This is a genomic window from Burkholderia orbicola, from assembly GCF_900100915.1.
Taxonomy (GTDB): Bacteria; Pseudomonadota; Gammaproteobacteria; order Burkholderiales; family Burkholderiaceae; genus Burkholderia; species Burkholderia orbicola.
Genome location: NZ_FNKW01000002.1, coordinates 1,595,718 through 1,614,841, shown reverse-complemented (window position 1 = coordinate 1,614,841; position 19,124 = coordinate 1,595,718). Strand labels below are relative to the sequence as shown.

14 protein-coding genes are annotated in these 19,124 nt (G+C 68.1%); 7 read left to right on the top strand and 7 right to left on the bottom strand.

Annotated features, from left to right (window positions below; all coding sequences use genetic code 11):
- Positions 1 to 71: 71 nt before the first annotated feature.
- From BLS50_RS24175 to BLS50_RS24165, 3 genes are all read right to left on the bottom strand, one after another.
- Positions 72 to 4,382 carry an ESPR-type extended signal peptide-containing protein gene (locus BLS50_RS24175; protein WP_074804590.1) on the bottom strand — a complete coding sequence of 1,437 codons (4,311 nt, stop codon included), beginning with the start codon at positions 4,380 to 4,382 and terminating at the stop codon, positions 72 to 74.
- A 199-nt stretch (positions 4,383 to 4,581) separates the two neighbouring features.
- A complete protein-coding gene (locus BLS50_RS24170) occupies positions 4,582 to 7,617 on the bottom strand; it encodes a sensor histidine kinase (protein WP_256334135.1) in 3,036 nt (1,011 codons plus the stop codon).
- A 134-nt stretch (positions 7,618 to 7,751) separates the two neighbouring features.
- Positions 7,752 to 8,543: a winged helix-turn-helix transcriptional regulator gene (locus BLS50_RS24165; RefSeq protein ID WP_256334134.1), complete on the bottom strand. Its 792-nt coding sequence runs from the start codon at positions 8,541 to 8,543 to the stop codon at positions 7,752 to 7,754.
- A 390-nt stretch (positions 8,544 to 8,933) separates the two neighbouring features.
- On the opposite strand from BLS50_RS24165, the gene BLS50_RS24160 reads away from it, so the two are divergent.
- From BLS50_RS24160 to BLS50_RS24130, 7 genes are all read left to right on the top strand, one after another.
- Positions 8,934 to 10,364, top strand: coding sequence for a sensor histidine kinase (locus tag BLS50_RS24160; protein WP_074804583.1), 1,431 nt, complete (start codon positions 8,934 to 8,936; stop codon positions 10,362 to 10,364).
- Positions 10,361 to 11,005 (top strand): response regulator transcription factor, encoded by a 645-nt coding sequence (locus BLS50_RS24155; protein WP_074804580.1) that lies wholly within the window; start codon positions 10,361 to 10,363, stop codon positions 11,003 to 11,005. The genes BLS50_RS24160 and BLS50_RS24155 overlap by 4 nt, the downstream gene beginning before the upstream one ends.
- Positions 11,006 to 11,112: 107 nt before the next feature.
- Positions 11,113 to 11,829, top strand: a complete 717-nt coding sequence (locus tag BLS50_RS24150; protein ID WP_074804577.1) for an outer membrane protein — start codon at positions 11,113 to 11,115, stop codon at positions 11,827 to 11,829.
- 49 nt (positions 11,830 to 11,878) lie between these two features.
- Positions 11,879 to 12,352, top strand: coding sequence for a hydroxyisourate hydrolase (locus BLS50_RS24145; RefSeq protein WP_074804573.1), 474 nt, complete (start codon positions 11,879 to 11,881; stop codon positions 12,350 to 12,352).
- A gap of 61 nt (positions 12,353 to 12,413) precedes the next feature.
- A complete protein-coding gene (uraH, locus tag BLS50_RS24140) occupies positions 12,414 to 12,749 on the top strand; it encodes a hydroxyisourate hydrolase (RefSeq protein ID WP_074804570.1) in 336 nt (111 codons plus the stop codon).
- 239 nt (positions 12,750 to 12,988) lie between these two features.
- The gene (locus tag BLS50_RS24135) at positions 12,989 to 13,990 is read left to right on the top strand and encodes a serine protease (protein WP_256334133.1); all 1,002 of its coding nucleotides are present in this window, start codon (positions 12,989 to 12,991) and stop codon (positions 13,988 to 13,990) included.
- 368 nt (positions 13,991 to 14,358) lie between these two features.
- Positions 14,359 to 15,030 carry a MarC family protein gene (locus tag BLS50_RS24130; RefSeq protein ID WP_074804566.1) on the top strand — a complete coding sequence of 224 codons (672 nt, stop codon included), beginning with the start codon at positions 14,359 to 14,361 and terminating at the stop codon, positions 15,028 to 15,030.
- A 72-nt stretch (positions 15,031 to 15,102) separates the two neighbouring features.
- On the opposite strand, the gene BLS50_RS24125 is transcribed toward BLS50_RS24130, so the two are convergent.
- The 4 genes from BLS50_RS24125 to BLS50_RS24110 all read right to left on the bottom strand — a co-directional run bounded on the left by BLS50_RS24125 (position 15,103) and on the right by BLS50_RS24110 (position 18,933).
- Positions 15,103 to 15,591, bottom strand: coding sequence for a GlcG/HbpS family heme-binding protein (locus tag BLS50_RS24125; protein ID WP_027806392.1), 489 nt, complete (start codon positions 15,589 to 15,591; stop codon positions 15,103 to 15,105).
- 203 nt (positions 15,592 to 15,794) lie between these two features.
- The gene (locus BLS50_RS24120; RefSeq protein WP_074804564.1) at positions 15,795 to 16,661 is read right to left on the bottom strand and encodes an ion transporter; all 867 of its coding nucleotides are present in this window, start codon (positions 16,659 to 16,661) and stop codon (positions 15,795 to 15,797) included.
- Between the two features lie 295 nt (positions 16,662 to 16,956).
- Positions 16,957 to 17,766, bottom strand: coding sequence for a TlpA family protein disulfide reductase (locus BLS50_RS24115; protein ID WP_074804562.1), 810 nt, complete (start codon positions 17,764 to 17,766; stop codon positions 16,957 to 16,959).
- Positions 17,767 to 18,342: 576 nt separating this feature from the next.
- Positions 18,343 to 18,933, bottom strand: coding sequence for a DUF4410 domain-containing protein (locus BLS50_RS24110; RefSeq protein ID WP_074804561.1), 591 nt, complete (start codon positions 18,931 to 18,933; stop codon positions 18,343 to 18,345).
- Between the last annotated feature and the right edge of the window lie 191 nt (positions 18,934 to 19,124).

The window sequence follows — 19,124 nt, the reverse complement described above, 5'->3', positions numbered from 1 at the left end:
TCGGCCGAATAGCGGAAGGGCTCGCGCCCTTCCGCTTCGGGTCGACGCTCCGCTTGCGCGGAGCGCGCCGGTCAGAACTCGTAGCCGACCTGGGCACGCACCCCCACATCGCCGACCGACGTGATCGACGTCGCGCCGTTCACCAGCCAGTTGCCGTTGCGCGACCGATAGGTGGCGCCGGCGGCAATCGCCGAGCCGCTCTTGAAGTTCGCGGCGCCGACCGCGACGACCGTCTTGCCCGGCTGCGACGGCGTCATGTTCGGCATCGCCATCGCGGCCGCGATACCGGCGTACGCGTTCTTCGCGACGTCGTTGATCGCGCGGTTCGTGTCGTTGAAGCGTGCGTCGACCGATTCCATCGCACGGTCGAGCTGGCCCTTCGTCGCCGCGTCGGACGCGTTGATGCCGTCCGCGATGTTGACGAGCCGGCGGTTGCCTTCTGCCGTGCCGTCGCCGAACGAAACGGTGTTGGCTTCCGTCGCGACCGAACCCTGGCCGATCGCGACCGAGCCGCTGCCGGTGGCCGACGCGCCCTGGCCGAGCGACGTGCTGTTCTCGCCCGATGCGACCGCACCCTGGCCGACGGCCGTGCCGTTCGCGCCCGATGCCGCCGAACCCTGGCCGAGCGCCGTGCCGTTTTCGCCCGACGCGACCGCGCCTTGACCGAGTGCCGAGCCGTTCTCGCCCGACGCCACGGAGCCCTGGCCGATGGCCGAGCCGTTGTTGCCCGATGCGACCGCGCCCTGGCCGACCGCCGATGCGTTTTCGCCCGATGCGAGCGCGCTGTCGCCGATCGCCGAGCTGTTCTCGCCCGACGCCACCGCACCCTCGCCGACGACGGTCGAGCCGTCGCCCGTGCCGGGGCCGCCCGTGCCGGGGTTCGCCTCGAGATCGCCGAGGCGGTCGGACAGGTCGCCGAAGCGGCTCGACAGGTCGCCGAGCTGGCCGCTCAGGTCGCCGTACTGCTTCGCGAACTGCTCCTGCAGATCGAACAGCTGGCTGCCGTTGACGGCGTCCATGCTCGTCGCGCTGATCTCGCCGGCGGCCACGCGCTGCAGCTTCGTGCCGAAGGTGCCGGCGAACGTTACGGTGTCGAAATTCAGGCCCGAGTCGTAGGTGACCGCGCCGACTTCCTTGCCCGTGTAGTCGATCAGGCCGGTCGCGCGGAGCTGCGACACGGTCACGACGTCGTCATCGTCCACGCCGTTGGCGACGCCGGACAGCACGCGTGCGCCACTGCTGCCGGTGAAGTTCACCGACGTGCCGCCGGCCAGCGCGCCGACGGTGATCGTGCCGGCCGAGTTTTGCTGGACGAGGCCGAGCGAGCCGTTTTCGAGCTGCTCGGAGAGCTTCTTCAGGCCGCCTTCGTTGGTCGTCATGCGGCCGTCGAGGTTGGTGACGACGTCGCCGACCGAGTTGACGATCTTGGTGCCGCCGCTGCCGTCGCCGACGGTGAAGACCGGCGCGGAGATCGAGCCGTCCGGGTTCACCGTTGCGCCGCCGCCGATGGCCGATGCGACGCTGTCCGATACGCCGTGCAGTTGTGCGCCGTTCACGGCCTCGTTGCTGGCTGCCGACACGTCGCCTGCCGCGACGCCCGTGAGCTTGCGCGTGCCATCCGAGCCGGTGAAGTCGACGGCGCGGCCGCCGGTTTTCGCGCCGACGGTGATGTTGTCATCCTTGGCGGCTTGCTGGACGAGGCCGACCGTGCCGCTGCCGATATCGTCCGAGAGCTTCTTGATATCGCTTTCGTTGGCCGTCGTACGGCCGTCGAGATTGGTGACGACGTCCCCGACCGAGTTGACGATCTTGGTGCCGCCGCTGCCGTCACCGACGGTGAAGATCGGCGCGGAGATCGAACCGTTCGGGTTGACGATCGAGCTGCCGCCGATGGCTGCTGCGACGCTCTCCGATACGCCGTGCAGCTGCGCACCGTTCACGGCCTCGTTGCTGGCTGCCGACACGTCGCCTGCCGCGACGCCCGTGAGCTTGCGCGTGCCGTCCGAGCCGGTGAAGTCCACGGCGCGGCCGCCGGTTTTCGCGCCGACGGTGATGTTGTCATCCTTGGCGGCTTGCTGGACGAGGCCGAGCGTGCCGCTGCCGATATCGTCAGCGAGTTTCTTGATATCGCCTTCGTTGGCCGTCGTACGGCCGTCGAGGTTGGTGACGACGTCACCGACCGAGTTGACGATCTTGGTGCCGCCGCTGCCGTCGCCGACGGTGAAGACCGGTGCGGAGATCGACCCGTCCGGGTTGACGATCGAGCTGCCGCCGATAGCGGACGCGACGCTTTCCGACACGCCGTGCAGCTGTGCGCCGTTCACGGCTTCGGTGCTGGCCGCCGAGACGTCGCCTGCCTTGACGCCGGTGAGCGTGCGGGTGCCGTCCATGCCGGTGAAATCCACGACGCGGCCGCCGGTTTTCGCGCCGACGGTGATGTTGTCATCCTTGGCGGCTTGCTGGACGAGGCCGAGCGTGCCGCTGCCGATATCGTCAGCGAGTTTCTTGATATCGCCTTCGTTGGCCGTCGTACGGCCGTCGAGGTTGGTGACGACGTCACCGACCGAGTTGACGATCCTGGTGCCGCCGCTGCCGTCGCCGACGGTGAAGACCGGTGCGGAGATCGAACCGTCCGGGTTGACGATCGAACTACCGCCGATAGCGGACGCGACGCTGTCCGACACGCCGTGCAGCTGTGCGCCGTTCACGGCTTCGGTGCTGGCCGCCGACACGTCGCCTGCCATGACGCCGGTGAGCGTGCGGGTGCCGTCCATGCCGGTGAAGTCCACGACGCGGCCGCCGGTTTCCGCACCGACGGTGATGTTGTCGCTCTTGGTGGCCTGCTGAACGAGACCGAGCGTGCCGCTCGACAACTCGCCCAGCTTGTCGTTGAGCTTCGTGATGTCGGACGTGTTCGTCGAGATGCCGGTCTTTGCGGCCGTCATGTCGCCCTGGAGCGAAGCGATCTGCGAATTGGCCGTCGACAGCAGGGTATTGGTGGTGGACAGCGACGAGTTCGTCGTCGAGAGGGTTGCATTCGTCGTCGAAAGCGATGCATTGGTCGTCGACAATGCCGTGTTCGTCGCCGCAATCGAAGCGTTCGTGGTCGACAGGCCGGCGTTCATCTGGCCGACGTTCACGGCGTCGGTATCTTCCGTACCGGCGGCCATGTTGGTGATCTGGCGTTGCTGAGTGGTGGAACCGACCGATACCGTGAAATCGCGGTCCGCGAGTGCGCCATACCCGATCGCGACAGCTTGATCGCCGGTGGACGACGCAGTGATACCCAGTGCGATTGAACGACGACCGGTGGCGTGCGATTGGGCGCCGATCGCCGTTGCGCTGGCGCCGTCTGCCTGTGCCATCGAACCTAACGCGGTGGTCCATGCGGAGCTCGCAGATGCACTCACACCCACGGCCGTCCCGTTGTTTCCGCCAATAGCAGCCGAACTATTCCCGAGAGCGACAGATGACTGCGATGTTGCGGAAGCGCTATTGCCGATTGCAACTGAGCCTGCGCCAGTCGCACTGGTAGCGCCGCCGATCGCGATACCGTTGCCGCTGACTGCAGCCGGACCAGCGGTGGTGCCGATCTTGATGTACGTATCGTCGACCTTTGTCGACAGGCCGGCGTTCATCTGGCCGACGTTCACGGCGTCCGTATCGGCCGTACCGGCAGCAAGATTTGTCAAGCGACGTTGCTGAGTTGCGGAACCAATAGATACGGAGTTATCTGCGCTCGCGGTACTGTTCGTACCCAGGGCAACGGAGTTGCGTCCGCTGGCCGTTGCACTGGTACCAAGTGCGACGCCGCCGGTACCTGCGGCCGAGCTGCTGTATCCCACTGCGACGCCCGCGCCGCCACCCATGACGCTGGCCTGGGCGCCGATTACTGTCGCCCCCGATCCCGTATGACGCGCATTCGTCCCGATCATGATTGTGTCGGTACCGCCGGCTGTCGCCCCGTAACCGATGGCGATCGACGAATTGGCGCCGGTGACGCCACCGTTAATGACCTGAGCGTTCGGCCCAATGGCAATCGAATTCGGGGTGCCTGCCGATGCAGCGGCTACAGAACTGTTGACCTTCACGTACGTCGTGTCGTCGGCCGCCATGGTTCCGATCGAGCCCATCGTGCCGATCGTCCCGCCGCCTGCTACCTTGCACACACCTGCCGCATCGACCGTACCGCTCGATCCGTCCTCTGCCGTGCACGCTTCGGCTGCCATTGCGCCGCCGATCGACGCGCTCCCCAGCGCAATCGCGATCACCGCCTGCCGCGCCGCGCGCGACGAACCCTTCGAATGCGACTTCGCCGTTTCGGCTGCGGCCGTCCACGTGCTGGTCACGGCGTTCCAAACGCTGCGATAGGTCTTGTTCATATCCCTACTCCTTTCAGTTTGTCAGTTCACAAACCGATGGTAGGGATCGGCCTCGTCCTAATCAGTCGTCCTTGGCTGATTCGAGATAGCGTCTTTGTAGGCCCAGTCCTACAGGCGTGCGATGTCCTCGCCGGCGTGATCCGAACGTCAGGTAGGGAGAGAGAAAGAGACCGACCGGCGAGCGCCGGTCGCGCCGTGTTCAGGCAGACGGTGCTTGCGTCGCGCGCCGTTGAAGTGCTTCACGCGCAAGACGTTCCATATGCGCCAGCTGCGCGTCGAAAGCGCTCATGTCACCACCAGGAATGGCCGCCTGCAACACGCCGACCGCATCCGCGACCTCATGCTCGTGAATCGTCGCAAACGCCCCGCGCAGCGAATGAAGTTCGTGCCGCAACGCGGCCACGTCGTCGCATGCTTTCGCATCGCGAATCCCCGCCAGCGATTGCGCGAGGCTCGTTTCCAGCAGCGTGTGCACGTCCGGCGGCAACGGCCCTTCCGCGAGATCGACGAGCGCGCGCCGGGCCGGCGCCTGCGCGGCGGCCGCATGCGCATATCGCCGCACGGTCCGGTCGATCGTGTCGAGCAGCACGGGCTTCACGAGCACCGACACGATCCCCGCTTCCGCACAGCGCGCATGTTCGGCCGCGCTCGCATGCGCGGTGACGGCGACGATCGGCAGCCCCGGATACTGCGCACGCAGCACGCGCGCGAGCGTGTAACCGTCCATGCCCGGCATGTTCAGATCGGTCATCACGAGGTCGTAGCGCGTATCGGCACAGCGCCGCAGCGCCGACGCGCCTTCCTCGGCCGCATCCGCCGCATAGCCGAGCGTGACGAGCTGCCCCTGCAGCAGCGTGCGGTTCACCGGATGATCGTCGACCACCAGCACGCGCGCGGTGACGCTCGGCAGCGCACCGTCGTCGGCGAGCGCCGCGTCGTGCTCGGCCACCTGCGCGTCGCTCGCCGCCCGCATCGGCAACGTGACGACGAACGTGCTGCCCTTGCCGGGCGCGCTCTTCACTTCGACCGCACCGTGCATCATCTGCGTGAGCTGCTTCGTCAGCGCGAGCCCGAGGCCCGTGCCGCCGTAGCGCCGCGTGATCGACGTATCGGCCTGCGTGAACGGGCGGAACAGCGCCGCGCGCTGCGCGTCGGTCATGCCGATGCCGGTATCGCTGACGCCGATCGCGATCGGCGAATCGGGGTTCGTGTCGTCGCGCAGATACACCTCGAGCGTCACTTCGCCGTGGTTGGTGAACTTGATCGCGTTGCCGAGCAGGTTCGCGGCGATCTGCCGGATGCGCGTCGGATCGCCGAGATAGCGCGACGCCAGCGCATCGTCGACGAACACGTCGAACTGCAAGCCCTTCGCTGCGGCGAGCGGTTCGAACATCGCGCCGGTCTGCCGGATCGTCTCCGCGAGATCGAACGGAATCGCCTCGATCGTCATCTGGCCGGCCTCGATCTTCGACAGGTCGAGGATGTCGTTGATCAGGTCGAGCAGCACCGACGACGCGCCTTCGACCGTCTGCAGCCGTTCGCGCTGCGACTCGGCGAGCGGCTCGCGGCCGATCAGCTCGAGATTGCCGAGGATCGCGTTCAGCGGCGTGCGGATCTCGTGGCTCATCGTGGCGAGGAACGCGGATTTCGCGTCGTTCGCGGCGTCGGCGGCGCGCGCCGCTTCGTCGAGCCGGCGCTCGATGTTCTTCTGCGACGTGATGTCGGAGAAGTTGCACAGCACGACGTCCATGTCGTGAAAGCGCGTGCGCACGAGGTTGACGAGAAGGTCGACCGCTTCGCCGCCGGCGGTGGGCAGCGTCACGTGCAGATCGGGTTGCCACGCGGCGGCGGCCGGCGAACGGTCGAAGCGTTCGAGCAGCCGCGCCGGCAACGACGGCTCGCCCGCGCGGCGCGCATCGTAGTCGCGCATCGTGTCGTTCTGCAGCAGCACCGCGCCATCGGCGAGCGACAGCAGCGCGATGCCGGACGGCGCCGCTTCGACGATCGTCCGGTTCAGGTTCTCGCTGTCGATCACGCGCCGCGTGCGCGCGTCGTCGGGTTTCAGCACGCGGCGGTCGAAACGCACCAGCAGCCACCACACGAGCGCGATCACCGCGAGCATGATCGCGACGTACCAGCCCGCGCGCAGGCCGATCGTCGCGAGCAGCGAGCGCAGCGTGAACGCCTGCACGAGCGTCCACTCGGTTTCGGCGATCGGCTGGCTCAGCGAGAACAGCCCGTCGCCGAACGCGGTGCGCGGCCCGCCGCGGCGGACGGCTTCGCGCGTGTGCGCGCCGAGCCGCTCGACGGCCGCGCGGGTGGCATCGTCGTCGGCCGCGGTGCCGGCACGCAGCAGCGTGCGTCCGTGCGCGTCGACGATGATCGCCGAATCGGCCGTGTCGCCCGTCGCGAGGCGCGCACGCAGCACGTCGACCGGCACCGTCGACAGGAACACCGCGCGCGGCACCTGCATGTCGTAGACGGCGCCGGCGATCCGGAACACGTCGCGCCGCTGCACGGGATCGTAGACGGGCGGATGCCATTCGTATTGCCCGGGCGGCGGCGTCGTGATGCCGGCGGCGACTTTGTCGACCAGCGTGGCCGCATCGGTGGCGGGCGACGCGGTGAGCGGATCGGGCGGCACCGGTTCGGGGATGACGACCGCAAAGCTGCGGTCGGGGCGATACACGTAGCCCGCGATCGAGCGATCGGCATCGTGCTTCGCGACGTACGCGCCGACGCGATAGCTCATGTCGCTCGCCATCGCCAGGTCGTGCGCGTAGCTGTCGGCCGGGTGCGCGGGCGACAGGTCGGCCAGCACGAGCGTCGGCGGGAAAGTCGGGCTGCCCTGGATGATCAATCGGCCATGGCCGGCCGCGAGCGCGGCGACGCGCGCCGGATCGGTCGCACGGGAATTCCACACGGCTTCGTCGTGCGTGACGAGCGTGTCCATGCCCGTCGTGCGCATCTTGAATTCGATCTGGACGAGGAACTGGCGGACCGCGAAGGTCGTATAGCGCGCCTGGATCGCCTCGCGCGCCATCGTGTACAGCATCAGGCCGCTCGCGAGCAGGATCGCGACCGTCACGGCCGCGCCGCCGGCATAGAGCAGCGCGCGCTGGCGGCGGCCGACGCGGGTGGGCGCGGCAGGCGCGGGCGCGGCGGCGGAGCGGGCGGGATCGGGTGCGGCGCGGTGGTCCATCGGGAGCGGGGCGGTCGGCCAGGGTGCCCCCATGATAATGGAGTCCGATCAGCGCGCAATGGGGCCTGTCAGGGTTGCGGGGGCGGCGAGTCGACCGGGTGACGCACGTGCGGCGCAGGCGCGCGACCGGCGACCGCGAGCCCGCAGGATTCCCGATGCGCAGCCGGCTATTGCCGCGCCGCGTCTTCCTGTGCGGGCTCCGCACCCGGCTCGCACGTGACGAGCCGATAGCCGAATCCGTACATCGTCATCATCTTCACGCCGTGCCGGCCGTCGAGTTCGAGCCGGTCGCGCAGATACGCGACGTGCGTGTCGAGCCGCCGGCTCGTCGATGCGACGAGCGACCCCCACACGAGCTGGCTCATGTGCGTACGGTCGAGCGCGCGGCCCATGTTCAGGAAGAACGCGGTCGCGATCTGGAAGTGCTTCTCGGTCAGCACGTGCTCGCGGCCCGCGACGTTCACGCTGCGCGTGGCCGTGTCGAATTCGAACGCGCCGATGCGCCAGTGGCGATGATGGGTCGCACGATGATGCGACCAGCGCAGCCAGGTCGCGATGCTGGCGATCAACGTGTCCGGCGCCACGGTGTACGGATGGTGCTCGTTCGCGCCGGCGACGAAACACGCGGAGCGCGCGAGCTCGGCGTCGCGCTGGCTGATCGACACGATCGCCACGGTGCCGGCGAACCGCGCGCGCAGCGCACGGATCGCGTCCGTCGTGCGGCGGCAGGCCGTTTCGCACTGGACGATGAATAGATCGAACGCGCGCGTGTCGCAGCTCGCGAGCAGGTCGGGCAGATACTCGAAACGCGACGGCCGGTAGCCGGCGCGGCGCAGGATGTCGTCGATGCGCAGGCGGTCGTAGCCGTAACCGGCGCGACGCAGCCGATCGTCGAACGTGCCGCGGCTCGGATGGTCGATCGTCAGGATCGCGACGGTGGTGGAAGGGGCGTCGGTCACGATGCGATCGCACCGGGCGTGCGCGAATGAGGAGAGGAGAGCGCGATCATGGCCGGACAGGTTCCGGGCAGGTAGCGGCGTGACGCCGTCCAAAAAAGTCCCGCCGGGGGCGGCGGGAAAAGGGTATCGACTATGGAGCCTGTACTCCAGGAGGCCACGGAGAACAAGCAAGCCGATTGTGGTGCGTTCGGTGCGTGAAGAACATCAGCCCAGTCTGAAATTCGCGCCGTGCGATCCGTGCCGCAGCGGTTTGGGACTGGGCTGACATCCGGCATAACCGGATTCGGACCACGCGCCGGGTCGATTTGCCGACAATGACGGCAACCCGGCGCCGGGTGCGGCAATCGTTGCGTGTTGCTCACCGGCGCGCTTTCCGGCTTGCCATCGAACATGAAACCGTCTTTCCGAATCGCCGCGCTGGCCGCGTGGCTCGCGCTGAGCCTCGCCGGCACCGCGTTCGTCATCTCGCGCGCCGTGTCCGACGCGTACGGCCGCTTCTTCCAGGATTCGAGCATCACGATCCGCCTGCTCGCGCAGAAGGCCGCGCAGCACGAGGCGATTCTCGCGACGCTCGGCGCGTCGTCGCTGGCCGCGCCGCCCGCGCACATGCTCGACAACCTGCGCGAGCGGATGCCGCAGCTCGACGGGCTCGCTTACTGGCGGCCCGGCGTGGGCTGGCAGACCGACGGCGGCCCGGCGCCCGATGCGCTGCCGCAGCAGCGGCCCGGCAAGCCGTTCACGCTCGCGTTCGACGGCCCGGCCGCGTACTGGCTCATTGCGGGGACGGGCTGGGCCGTGCGCGTCGATCCGCGTCGGATGTTGCAGCCGGGCGACTGGTCGACGGCGATTTCGTCGGCGGCGCTCGAATTGCGCGACCGCCGCGTCGATCTGCTGCAGCGCATGAGCGGCGACGCGACACCGTTGTGGACGATGCATCTCGACAAACACCTGCCCGCGCAGCCGCAGGCGTTCGTGCTGCGCACCACGCGCACGCTGACGGCCGCCGATCTGCCGTGGCTGCCGATCGCGCTGTGGAACGCGGTAGCGGCGTTGCTCGCGGCGGGCGCGCTCGGCGCATGGCGGCTGCGCGAGGCGCGGCGGCGCGAGGATACCCGCGCGCGCCTCGACCGCTTCGGCCGCCTCGACACCTTCGGCGAAATGGCGGCCGGCCTCGCGCACGAGCTGAACCAGCCGCTGACCGCGATCGTCAGCCACACGCGCGCGGCCGAGCGCCTGCTCGATCAGCCGGCCGAGCGCGACAGCGTGCGCCGCGCGCTGCAGACGAGCGTCGCGCAGGCGAAGCGCGCGGCGGCGATTCTGGAACGCATGCGTGATGCGGTGACCACCGCGCATGGCGGCGAGCGTCGGCCGCTCGATCCCGATGCGATCATGAATACGCTGCTGTTCCTGTACCGCGACGAATGCGCGCGCGAGCACATCGCGCTCGGCTGGCACAACGCGGCGGCGCGCGAGCGGCCGTTCGCCGAGCCGATCGCGGTCGAGCAGATCCTGCACAACCTGATCCAGAACGCGCGTGACGCGCTGGCGGGCACATCGCGTGGCGAGATTCGCATCAGCGGCGCACGCGTCGGCAAGCACTACCGCTTCAGCGTGACCGACAACGGCCCCGGCGTGCCGGAAGACGCGCTGCCGCGCCTGTTCGAACCGTTCTTCACGACGCGGGCGCGCGGGCTCGGTCTCGGGCTGCCGCTGTGCGACACGCTCGCGCAGCGCCAGGACGGCACGCTGACGGTGCGCAATCTGCCGTCGGGCGGCGTCGAAGCCGCGTTGCTGCTGCCGCTGGCCGGGGAGGCCGCATGAACGATTCGCGTCAACCTTCTTCCACGCGCGACGCGTCCGTCGTCGCGATCGTCGACGACGACGAAGCCGTGCGCGACGGCCTCGCGTTGCTGCTGCGCACGGTCGGCGTGGCGACGCGCTGCTACGCGGACGCGTCGGCCTTTCTCGCCGAGGCCGACGACGCGGCGCTCGGCTGCGTGCTGCTCGACATCCGGATGCCCGGCATGAGCGGCCTCGATGCGCTCGACGAGCTACGCGCGCGGCGCGACCTGCCGGTGATCGTGATGACGGGCCACGGCAACGTCGACGCATGCCGGCGCGCGTTCAAGCGCGGCGCGCTCGATTTCCTGCGCAAGCCGGTGGACGACGACGAGTTGATCGACACGGTGCAGCAGGCGCTGCGCCGGCAGGCCGCGCAACGCGGCCAGGACGACGCCGACCAGACCCGCGCGGCCCGCCTCGCGACGCTCAGCGCGCGCGAGCGCGAGGTGCTGGACGGGATCGTGCGCGGCGGCAGCAACAAGGAGATCGCCCGTGCGCTCGGGCTGTCGCCGCGCACCGTCGAAACCTATCGCGCGAACGTGTTCGACAAGCTGCGGGCCGCGTCGCTGGTCGAGCTCGTGCGCGATTACGCGGCGCTCGCGGGCGGCTCGTCTCCGTAGCGCTACGGAGGTGCCACCCGTAGCCGAACGGGTTCAACGATCGCAGCGCGATTCCTACGATGACGGCTTCTCCGACTCGTCATTCATCGTCAAGGATTCGATTCATCATGATCAAGCGCTTTGCCCTGCCGTCCACGCTCGCCCTGCTGTTCTCGGGCGCCGCCTTTGCCGAACCCGTCGCCGCACCGGAGACGAAGAAGACCGCCGACGCGGGCGACGCCGGCTACTACGCGACGGGCCGCGTCATCGGCGCGTTCGACAACGCGGTGAACATGGAGCTGACGAGCCCGCGCGTCGCGAGCCGCGTCGGCGGCCCGGAGACGGGCTCGAACGTCACCAGCTCGCTCGGCCTCGGCTACCAGTTCGGCAACGGCTGGCGCGCGGAAGGCGAATACGTGTTCAAGCGCACCAACAACTTCACCAGCTACTGGGCGCCGTTCGACGCGAACGCGAACGAATTCCACGTATCGGCGCAGCGCCTGATGCTGAACGGCTACAAGGATTTCGACCTCGGCCGCGGCTTCTCCGTGTACGGCACGCTCGGCATCGGTGTCGCGATCGTGTCGGCCGACGGCTGGCAGACCAACGATACGCGCCGCTTCGCGTCGAAGACCCAGACCAACCTCGCGTACTCGGCCGGCGCGGGCGTCAGCTACGCGATCAACAAGCGCTTCTCGATCGACCTCGGGTATCGCTATGTCGACATGGGCAACGTCGAAACCGGCTTCAACACGTTCGCGAACCGCATCAACGCACGCGACGAACAGTTGAAGTCGAAGCTGTCGTCGAACGAAGTGTTCATCGGCCTGCGCGGCCGGTTCTGATGGAAGGCCGGGCACGCCGCCCGCGTGCTCGCGTAAGGAGGCGCATCGCATGAAGGACGTGATCGATTCAGGGCGACGCAGGCTCGTGCTGGCGACGGCCGCGCTGGCCGCGGTGCCCGCGTGGGCGGCCGACGCGCAGCCGGCGCCGGGCCATGCGCGCGGTGTGCGGCGCGCTGCGTCGCCCGACCTGACGGTTCGGATCGTCGACATGCTGCACGGCGTCGCGGCCGAAGGGATGCGCATCGAGCTGTCGCGCGTCGACGGCGGGCACGACGTGCCGCTGCATACCGCCACCGTCGGTGCGCGCGGCGGCACCGGGGTACCGCTGCTGGCCAGCGACGCGTATCGCGCGGGGACGTATACGTTGATGTTGCACGTCGGCGAATACTTCCGCGCCCGCGGCGTGCAGTCGCCGTTCCTCACGGTCGTGCCGATCCGGTTCCGGATCGCGCGCGCCGACGAGCGGCTGCATCTTCCGGTGCAGTTCGGGCCGTGGAGCTACACGGTGTATCGCGGCACATGACGCACGTGACCCACGTGACCCACGTGATGCATGCGGCTACGCAACCGCGAAAGGACACGACATGACAGGCATCAGCACGCACGTGCTCGATATCGCGAGCGGCCAGCCGTTGGTCGGCGTGCGCATCGAGCTGTACGACATGGGCGAGACGCCGCCGCTGCTCGTCGCGCGCGCGGCCAGCAACGTGGACGGCCGCAACGACGCGCCGATGCTCGACGGCGATCTCGCGCGCCGCGGCGACTTCGAGCTGCGGTTTCATCTCGGCGAGTATTTCAGGGAGGCGGATGCGTTGCTGGACGTCGTGCCGGTGCGCTTCACGGTGACCGACCCGGCGCAGCACTATCACGTGCCGCTGCTGTGTTCGCCGTGGTACGTGTCGACGTATCGCGGCAGTTGAGCGGTCGACGGACGGTGCGAGGGCGCGCGGGTTCGATGCAGGGCTCGCGCGGGGAGGCGCCGTCCGTTCGACCGCCCCGGGCACGGGTAGGACCAGGCTGACCGCCGTATCGGACCGAAGGTGACGCAGTCCGATTTACCGTAACCGGTGCGACGGCGATACTCGGAGCCATTCGTTCAACTACGGGAGCACGGATTGCCGCGGCGGATGTCGCGCAATGCGTCGTCGACATCATGAGCATGCAGGACATCACCGGGCATTACGCGATTCCGCTCGCGCATCCGTTCTCGGATGTGCCGCCGCCGTACGGCCGGCGACGCCGACCGTTCGTGGCGAGCCGACGCGCGCGGCAACACGTGTTCGATATCTACGGCGCGCCTCGCGTGCCGGCCCCCGCGGCTGGCGGCGGCAGCGTTGCCAAGGCCGCGCGGCCGGTCAAGGTCGTGCGCGCGACCGACTTCGGCTCCGACAACCGCGCGTGGGTGCGCCCGCATCCGCTGCGCCGCCGCTGGCGGCTCACGTTGATGGCGTGTGCGCTGTTCGGCGCGACGTGCATCCTCGCGACGCATCTGGTCGACGAGCGTCAGCACGCGGCCGAGCACGACGCGGTTTATTCGGCGGCGATCGCGGCCGGGCCGACGGCGGCCGTCGCGGCGACCGAAGTCGCGCGGGCGACGGGCCACGCGGCGGAAGTCGCGATCGTGCGGGCGGATCGGGCGGCGCCGAGGGATGCGCAGATGAAGGCTGCCGCGACGGTGGTAGCGGAAACCGCGTCCGCGGAAGCGCGTGCGTTGCACGTCGCGGGGAGCGGCTCGGCGGGTGAGCCGGTGGCGGTGGCGATGGCGGTCGCGTCGAATGCCGTCGTCGCGGAAGCCACGGCGCCGCGTGCCGATCGTGGATCGCCGGCGCGCAAGCCGGTTGTGGTGGCTGCGGCGCGGCCGGCGGCGAAATCCGCTGCGGCGTCGCGCGGCAAAGCGACGCGTCAGGTGAGCGCGAACGCGCCTGCCGCGCAACATGCTGCGACTGCGGCACGCGGTGCGACGCCGCATTCGCCGCAGGCGGCCCGCGCGACCGATACGCCGCCGGCCACGCCGGTATCGAGTTCGGCCCAGGCCGTCGGCATGACCGCCGCCGAGTTCACGCAATGGCTCGCCGCGACGCGCGATACGTCGCGACCGGCCGCGGGCGGTACCGATCTGTCGGTCGAGCTGCCGAGTCATACGCGGTTGATCGGGCAATGACGCGTCGATGCCGGGCAGGCGGCACCCGGCCGAATCGATGTGCGGAAAGTTCTCCTCTCTTGAGCGGCCGCTCGTTCCGACCGGCCGCATTTTTTTTTTTGCACGCACCGCATGGCCGCCGGCGCGTGATCGTGACGCCGCACAACGTTGCCCTGCAACCTCGATGGATCTCACTGCACGCCACGCGCGGCGTGCATGCAGAATCAGACCCGACTGATTCCCTTTCCGGCCCACATTCCCGACAATTCAGTTTCTGCGGCCCGGCATACCCCCCGTGTGCCGGATCATGGAGATATCTCCTCTTCGCGGCCGGTCTTCTCGACTGGCCGCTTTTTTATTCCCGTTCGTTACCGGAGAGCACGATCGCGATGCAGCTCGACCGCCTGATTCCTGAAATCCTGTTCGGCTTCACGGGCCTGATCGGCATCATCAACCCGTTCGGCATGGCGTTCGTGTTTCTCGAACGCACGCAATCGCTGACCGAAGCCGAGCGCGCGATCCTGTCGAAGCAGCTCGCGACGAACGTGTTCTTCACGCTGCTCGTGATCTTTTTCGTCGGTGCGCCGGTGCTGAACTTCTTCGGGATCTCGATGGAGGCGCTGCGGATCGGCGGCGGCTTCGCGGTGGCGGTGGCCGGCTGGTCGATGCTGAACGCGCCGGACGTCCCGGCCGGCGGCGACGTCGCCATGCATGGCGACGATCTGCAGAAGCTGATGTCGCGCGCGTTCTTTCCGCTGACGGTGCCGCTGACGATCGGCCCCGGCTCGATCGCGGCCGGCATCGCGCTGCATGCCAATCGAGCGCATACGGCGAGCGATTACCTGGTGTCGGGTGTCGTGTCGGTGGCGGTCGCGGCGCTCGTCGCGTTCGCGATCTGGCAGATCTACAGCCGCGCGACGACGCTCGCGCGCTATCTCGGCAGCGAAGGGACGAAGGTCGCGATGCGCGTGTCCGCGTTCCTGCTGCTGTGCGTGGGCGTGCAGATCATGCTGACGGGGTTGGCCGCGTTCGTGCAGATGCTGGGCGGGCAGGCGGGGTGAGAAACGGGCGCATTCATGGCTAGTGCTGGCGACAAATAAAAAAACCGCTCCATCAAGGAGCGGTCCGTCGCGTTACATCAGCTTGGCCTGTACCCGCGCAATCCCCTGCAGCGCACACGCTTCGTCGAGATGCCCGCCCGGCGCACCACCGACACCCACGGCGCCGATCACTTCGTCGCCAGCCTTGATCGGCACGCCGCCGCCGAGCACCAGGAAGCCGTCGATGGCCGTCATCTGCGCGGCGGCCGGGTTCTTCTGCAGGTTCGTGGCCAGCGTGGCGGTAGGCGTTTTCGTCGACAGCGCGGTATAGGCCTTGCGCTTCGACGCATCCACGGTATGCAGCCCCGCGTTGTCGCCACGCAGCACCGCGCGTTCGATACCGCTGCGGTCGACCACCGTGACCGTCACGTCGTAGCCGCTGGCCGAGCATGCCTGGATCGTTTGCTGCGCGATGTCGGCGGCGAGATTCAACGGCAGGTTTTTTTCGTGAAGCACCTGGGCGGAAGCGGCGGTCGTCAGCGTGGCGGCGACGAGCGTCGCGAGGGTAGCGCGAATGATCATGTGAACTCCTCGATGAAATGACGGATGCGAGCGGGGCATTGGGCGGGCGGTTTCATGCGAACTTTCATGAAAACCGCCGGCGCTTGCGACCGATGCGCGGCCGTTACGGCCCGGAGCGATCGGTCGCGGCCGTCCGCTCGCTGAGTTCAGTGTCGGCCAGCGGGAAGGGAAGCTGAATAGGACGGGGCTTATTCTTGCCGCGGCTATCGCGCGTCGCGGCCTTTGGCGGGCACGCGGCCGTGCGCATGAGTATCCGCCGCACCTTGCACGGGGAGCGTGCCGCCGCAATGCGGGCAGCACGGCCCGTCGCCGTCGGCCGGCCGCGCGTTCGCCCTGTTGCGCTCCATCGCCGATGCGACGAGTTCCGCGCCCATGATCCCGGTTGGAAACGCGATGATCCCGTAGCCGAGCAGGATCGCGCACGACGTGATCAGCCGGCCGAGCGGCGTGACGGGCGTCAGGTCGCCGTAGCCGGTCGTGCTCATCGTCACGGCCGCCCAGTAGACGCCCACCGGAATGCTCGTGATTCCGTGCTCCGGCCCTTCGACCAGAAAGATCACGGTGCCGAGAATCACGACGAGCACGAACATCCCGCCGATGAACACGAAGATCTTGCGCCGCGCGCGCGTGAGCGCCCGGATCAGCATCTGCCCTTCCTCGAGATAGATCGACAGCCCAAGGATGCGGAACACGCGCAGCAGACGCAGCAGCCGCACGTCGATCAGCGCATGCAGGCCGGGGAAGAAGAACGCGAGATAGGTCGGCAGCACCGACACGAGATCGACGATGCCGAAGAAGCTGCGCGCATACGCGGCCGGCTTCTTCGCGGTGCAGAGGCGCAGCAGGTACTCGGCGGAAAACAGCAGCGTGAACGCCCATTCGGCCGCGTAGAGCGCGGGGCCGTATTGCTGGTGCAGTTCCTGCACGCTGTCGGCCATCACGACGAGCACGCTCGCGACGATGAGCGCGAGCACCGCGATGTCGAGCTTGCGCAGGAACGAAGGGCGGCGCACGACATGCGTGACGGCATCGCGCGCCGTATCGAAGGAGGACTGGATCAGCGAAATCATGCGCCCGAGTGTACGAGCCGCGTATCGCCGGGCCTATCGGACGAGTCTGATTCCGGCGTTGCGTGTCACGCGGGCAGCACGCCCCTCCGCTTGCGCGGGTTTCCCGGCTCGACGTTGAAACCGAGCGGTTTCATGTCAGCGCCTTCGCGCAGCGCAGCACGTGAGGCAGTGCGCTGTCCGGCACCGGCAAGCCGTTGGCGTGGCTGGTGGCCGTGCGCTCGGCGAGGAACGTATCGATCGGCGTACCGGTTTGCGTCGACGCGGTGTGGCGCCGCTTCCCGTCAGCCCCGGGGCATCATTGCCCGAAGCGTTGAGTGATGGCGTCCTTCAGCCGCGCGGCGGTCAGCTCGCCCATGTGCGATTCGACGAGTTCGCCTTTCGCGTTGAAGAACAACGTGGTCGGCAGCCCGCGCGAGCGATACGCGTGCATCGCGTGCAGCGGAGGGTCGAGCAGCACGTGATCGAAGCGCAGGCTCTGCTGCTCGAGGAACGCACGCACGGCTTGCGCGTTTTCCCCCTGGTTGAGCATCAGCACCGTGATGCCCGGATGGTCGCGCTGCGCCTGTTCGAGGATCGGCATTTCGCGGCGGCACGGCGCGCACCACGTCGCCCACAGGTTCACGACGACCGGCTTGCCGACGAAGCCCGCCGGCAACACGGGCGTCGAGTCGAGTGCCTGGAGCGGCATCGCGGCAAGCGGCGGCGCGCCGCGCTGCAACGTCGCCAGCGTGCCTTGCGCGATGCCCCACGCACCGAGGCCCGCGACGATGCCGGCCAGCACCGGCCGACGCAGCGCGGGCAGGCGGCGCAGGCGCCAGACGGCGAACACCAGCGCGGCCGCGATACCGATACGCGCGTCGAAGCCGCCATCGCCGAGCGCGACGATCGCGCGCGGCGACGCCGCATAGTCCGGCCACCATTGCGCGACATAACCGGCCCGCGCCGCAATCAACCCGAGCAGCAGCACGTCGAGGATCAGGCTCGACGCGGTCTTGTGATGCCCGTCGGGGGGACGGCGCTGGATGAAGCGCGCGACGAGCCACGCCAGCAGCGCGGCGACGGCTACCGCGACGACGCGGATCGAAAAGGGACCGATGCTCAGCATGAGAGAGGAAGAATGGACGTGATCGAGCGGGACAGGAGAACTGGTGGTCCGCCGAGGCGATCGAGCCGTCGACGGTCGTGCGGCGTTTCGACCGGTTGCCGCGCATGGGGGTTCCGTCGGAGAACGTAACGGCGTGTTGCGGATCGCGACAGGCGCCCGGGCAGCTCAGACGTGCGCGATGTTCACGCCAGCGTACCGCGAATCAGACCGGTCCGATGGTCAACGGCATACCGTTCATCAACAATATGCAGGCCGGTCTGGTGTGGTGTCCGCCGGTATCCCGCCTAGGGATCTCTCCTTGACGGCCGCTCCGCTTCGGAGCGGCCGCTTTTTATCGACATGCGTTCGCGCGTGAATGCCTTGTGGCGGTCGGTGGGCGCGGCCGCACTCCGATGCATATCGGCTGATTTAACGGAATAGGACCGCTGCCAGATGCGAGCACAGGGCATTCACTCGCGCATTGCATGACGGATGATGGTCGGTTCGCGACCGGCGAGGCCGGTCGTTGGCGGAGGTACAGGGTCCGCCGCCATGGCCCGACGGGCCGCGCATCTGCGCTCCGTCGGGCGTCGGGTCTTACAGCTTTTTCGACGCTGCCAGTGCCGCGTCGCCTTGCGTGGCCGCGGTCGCCGGATCGAGCGTCGCGAGCGTCTTCTCGGTGAATTTCTCGTACAGCCAGTCCATGCGCATGCTGTCGATGCCGGCGATACCGCCGAGCGCATACGACGCCGACACCTTGAAGTGGTCGACCGGATGATTGTCGGCATCGGCGAACGTGATGGTGCCGTCGACGTAATCGCTGCCGGCCATGAAGCCGAACATGACGGCCGAGAAACTCGAGCGCACGCGAATGCCAGTGACTTCGACATTCAGGTGCATCGCATCCGTTGCATCCGCCTTGGCCAGCAGCTTGCGTGCGTCCAGTGCGTGTTCGATTTTCTCCTGCAGTTTCTTCGCGTCGAACTTCAGGTTGTCTTTCAACGCTTCCTGCGCGGCATTGTCGAGCGTGACCGTCACGATCACGGGTTTCTTGCCGAATGGGGTCGTCGATGCGGTCACGGCGGCCCCTGCCGGATCGCTGGCGTCGCGCGTCACGCTGCTGGCGCAGCCCGACAGGAAGCCGATCGTCACGAATGCCAGAGCGGCATGGCGGATAAGAGATTTCATGTTTTGGTCTTTTGATCGAGGTTATTTGAATGGGCTCTGTGGCCGAGCGGGAATCTAGCACGGAGCGATTCGATTCAAATCGTCGAATAGATCGAAAATCGCTGCGGTGTTTGGTCGACGTCGCGCGTTTGCACAGGGGAATGGCCGGGATAATGGACGGCGCGTGATGGACGGCGGTGGAGATTCGCTAT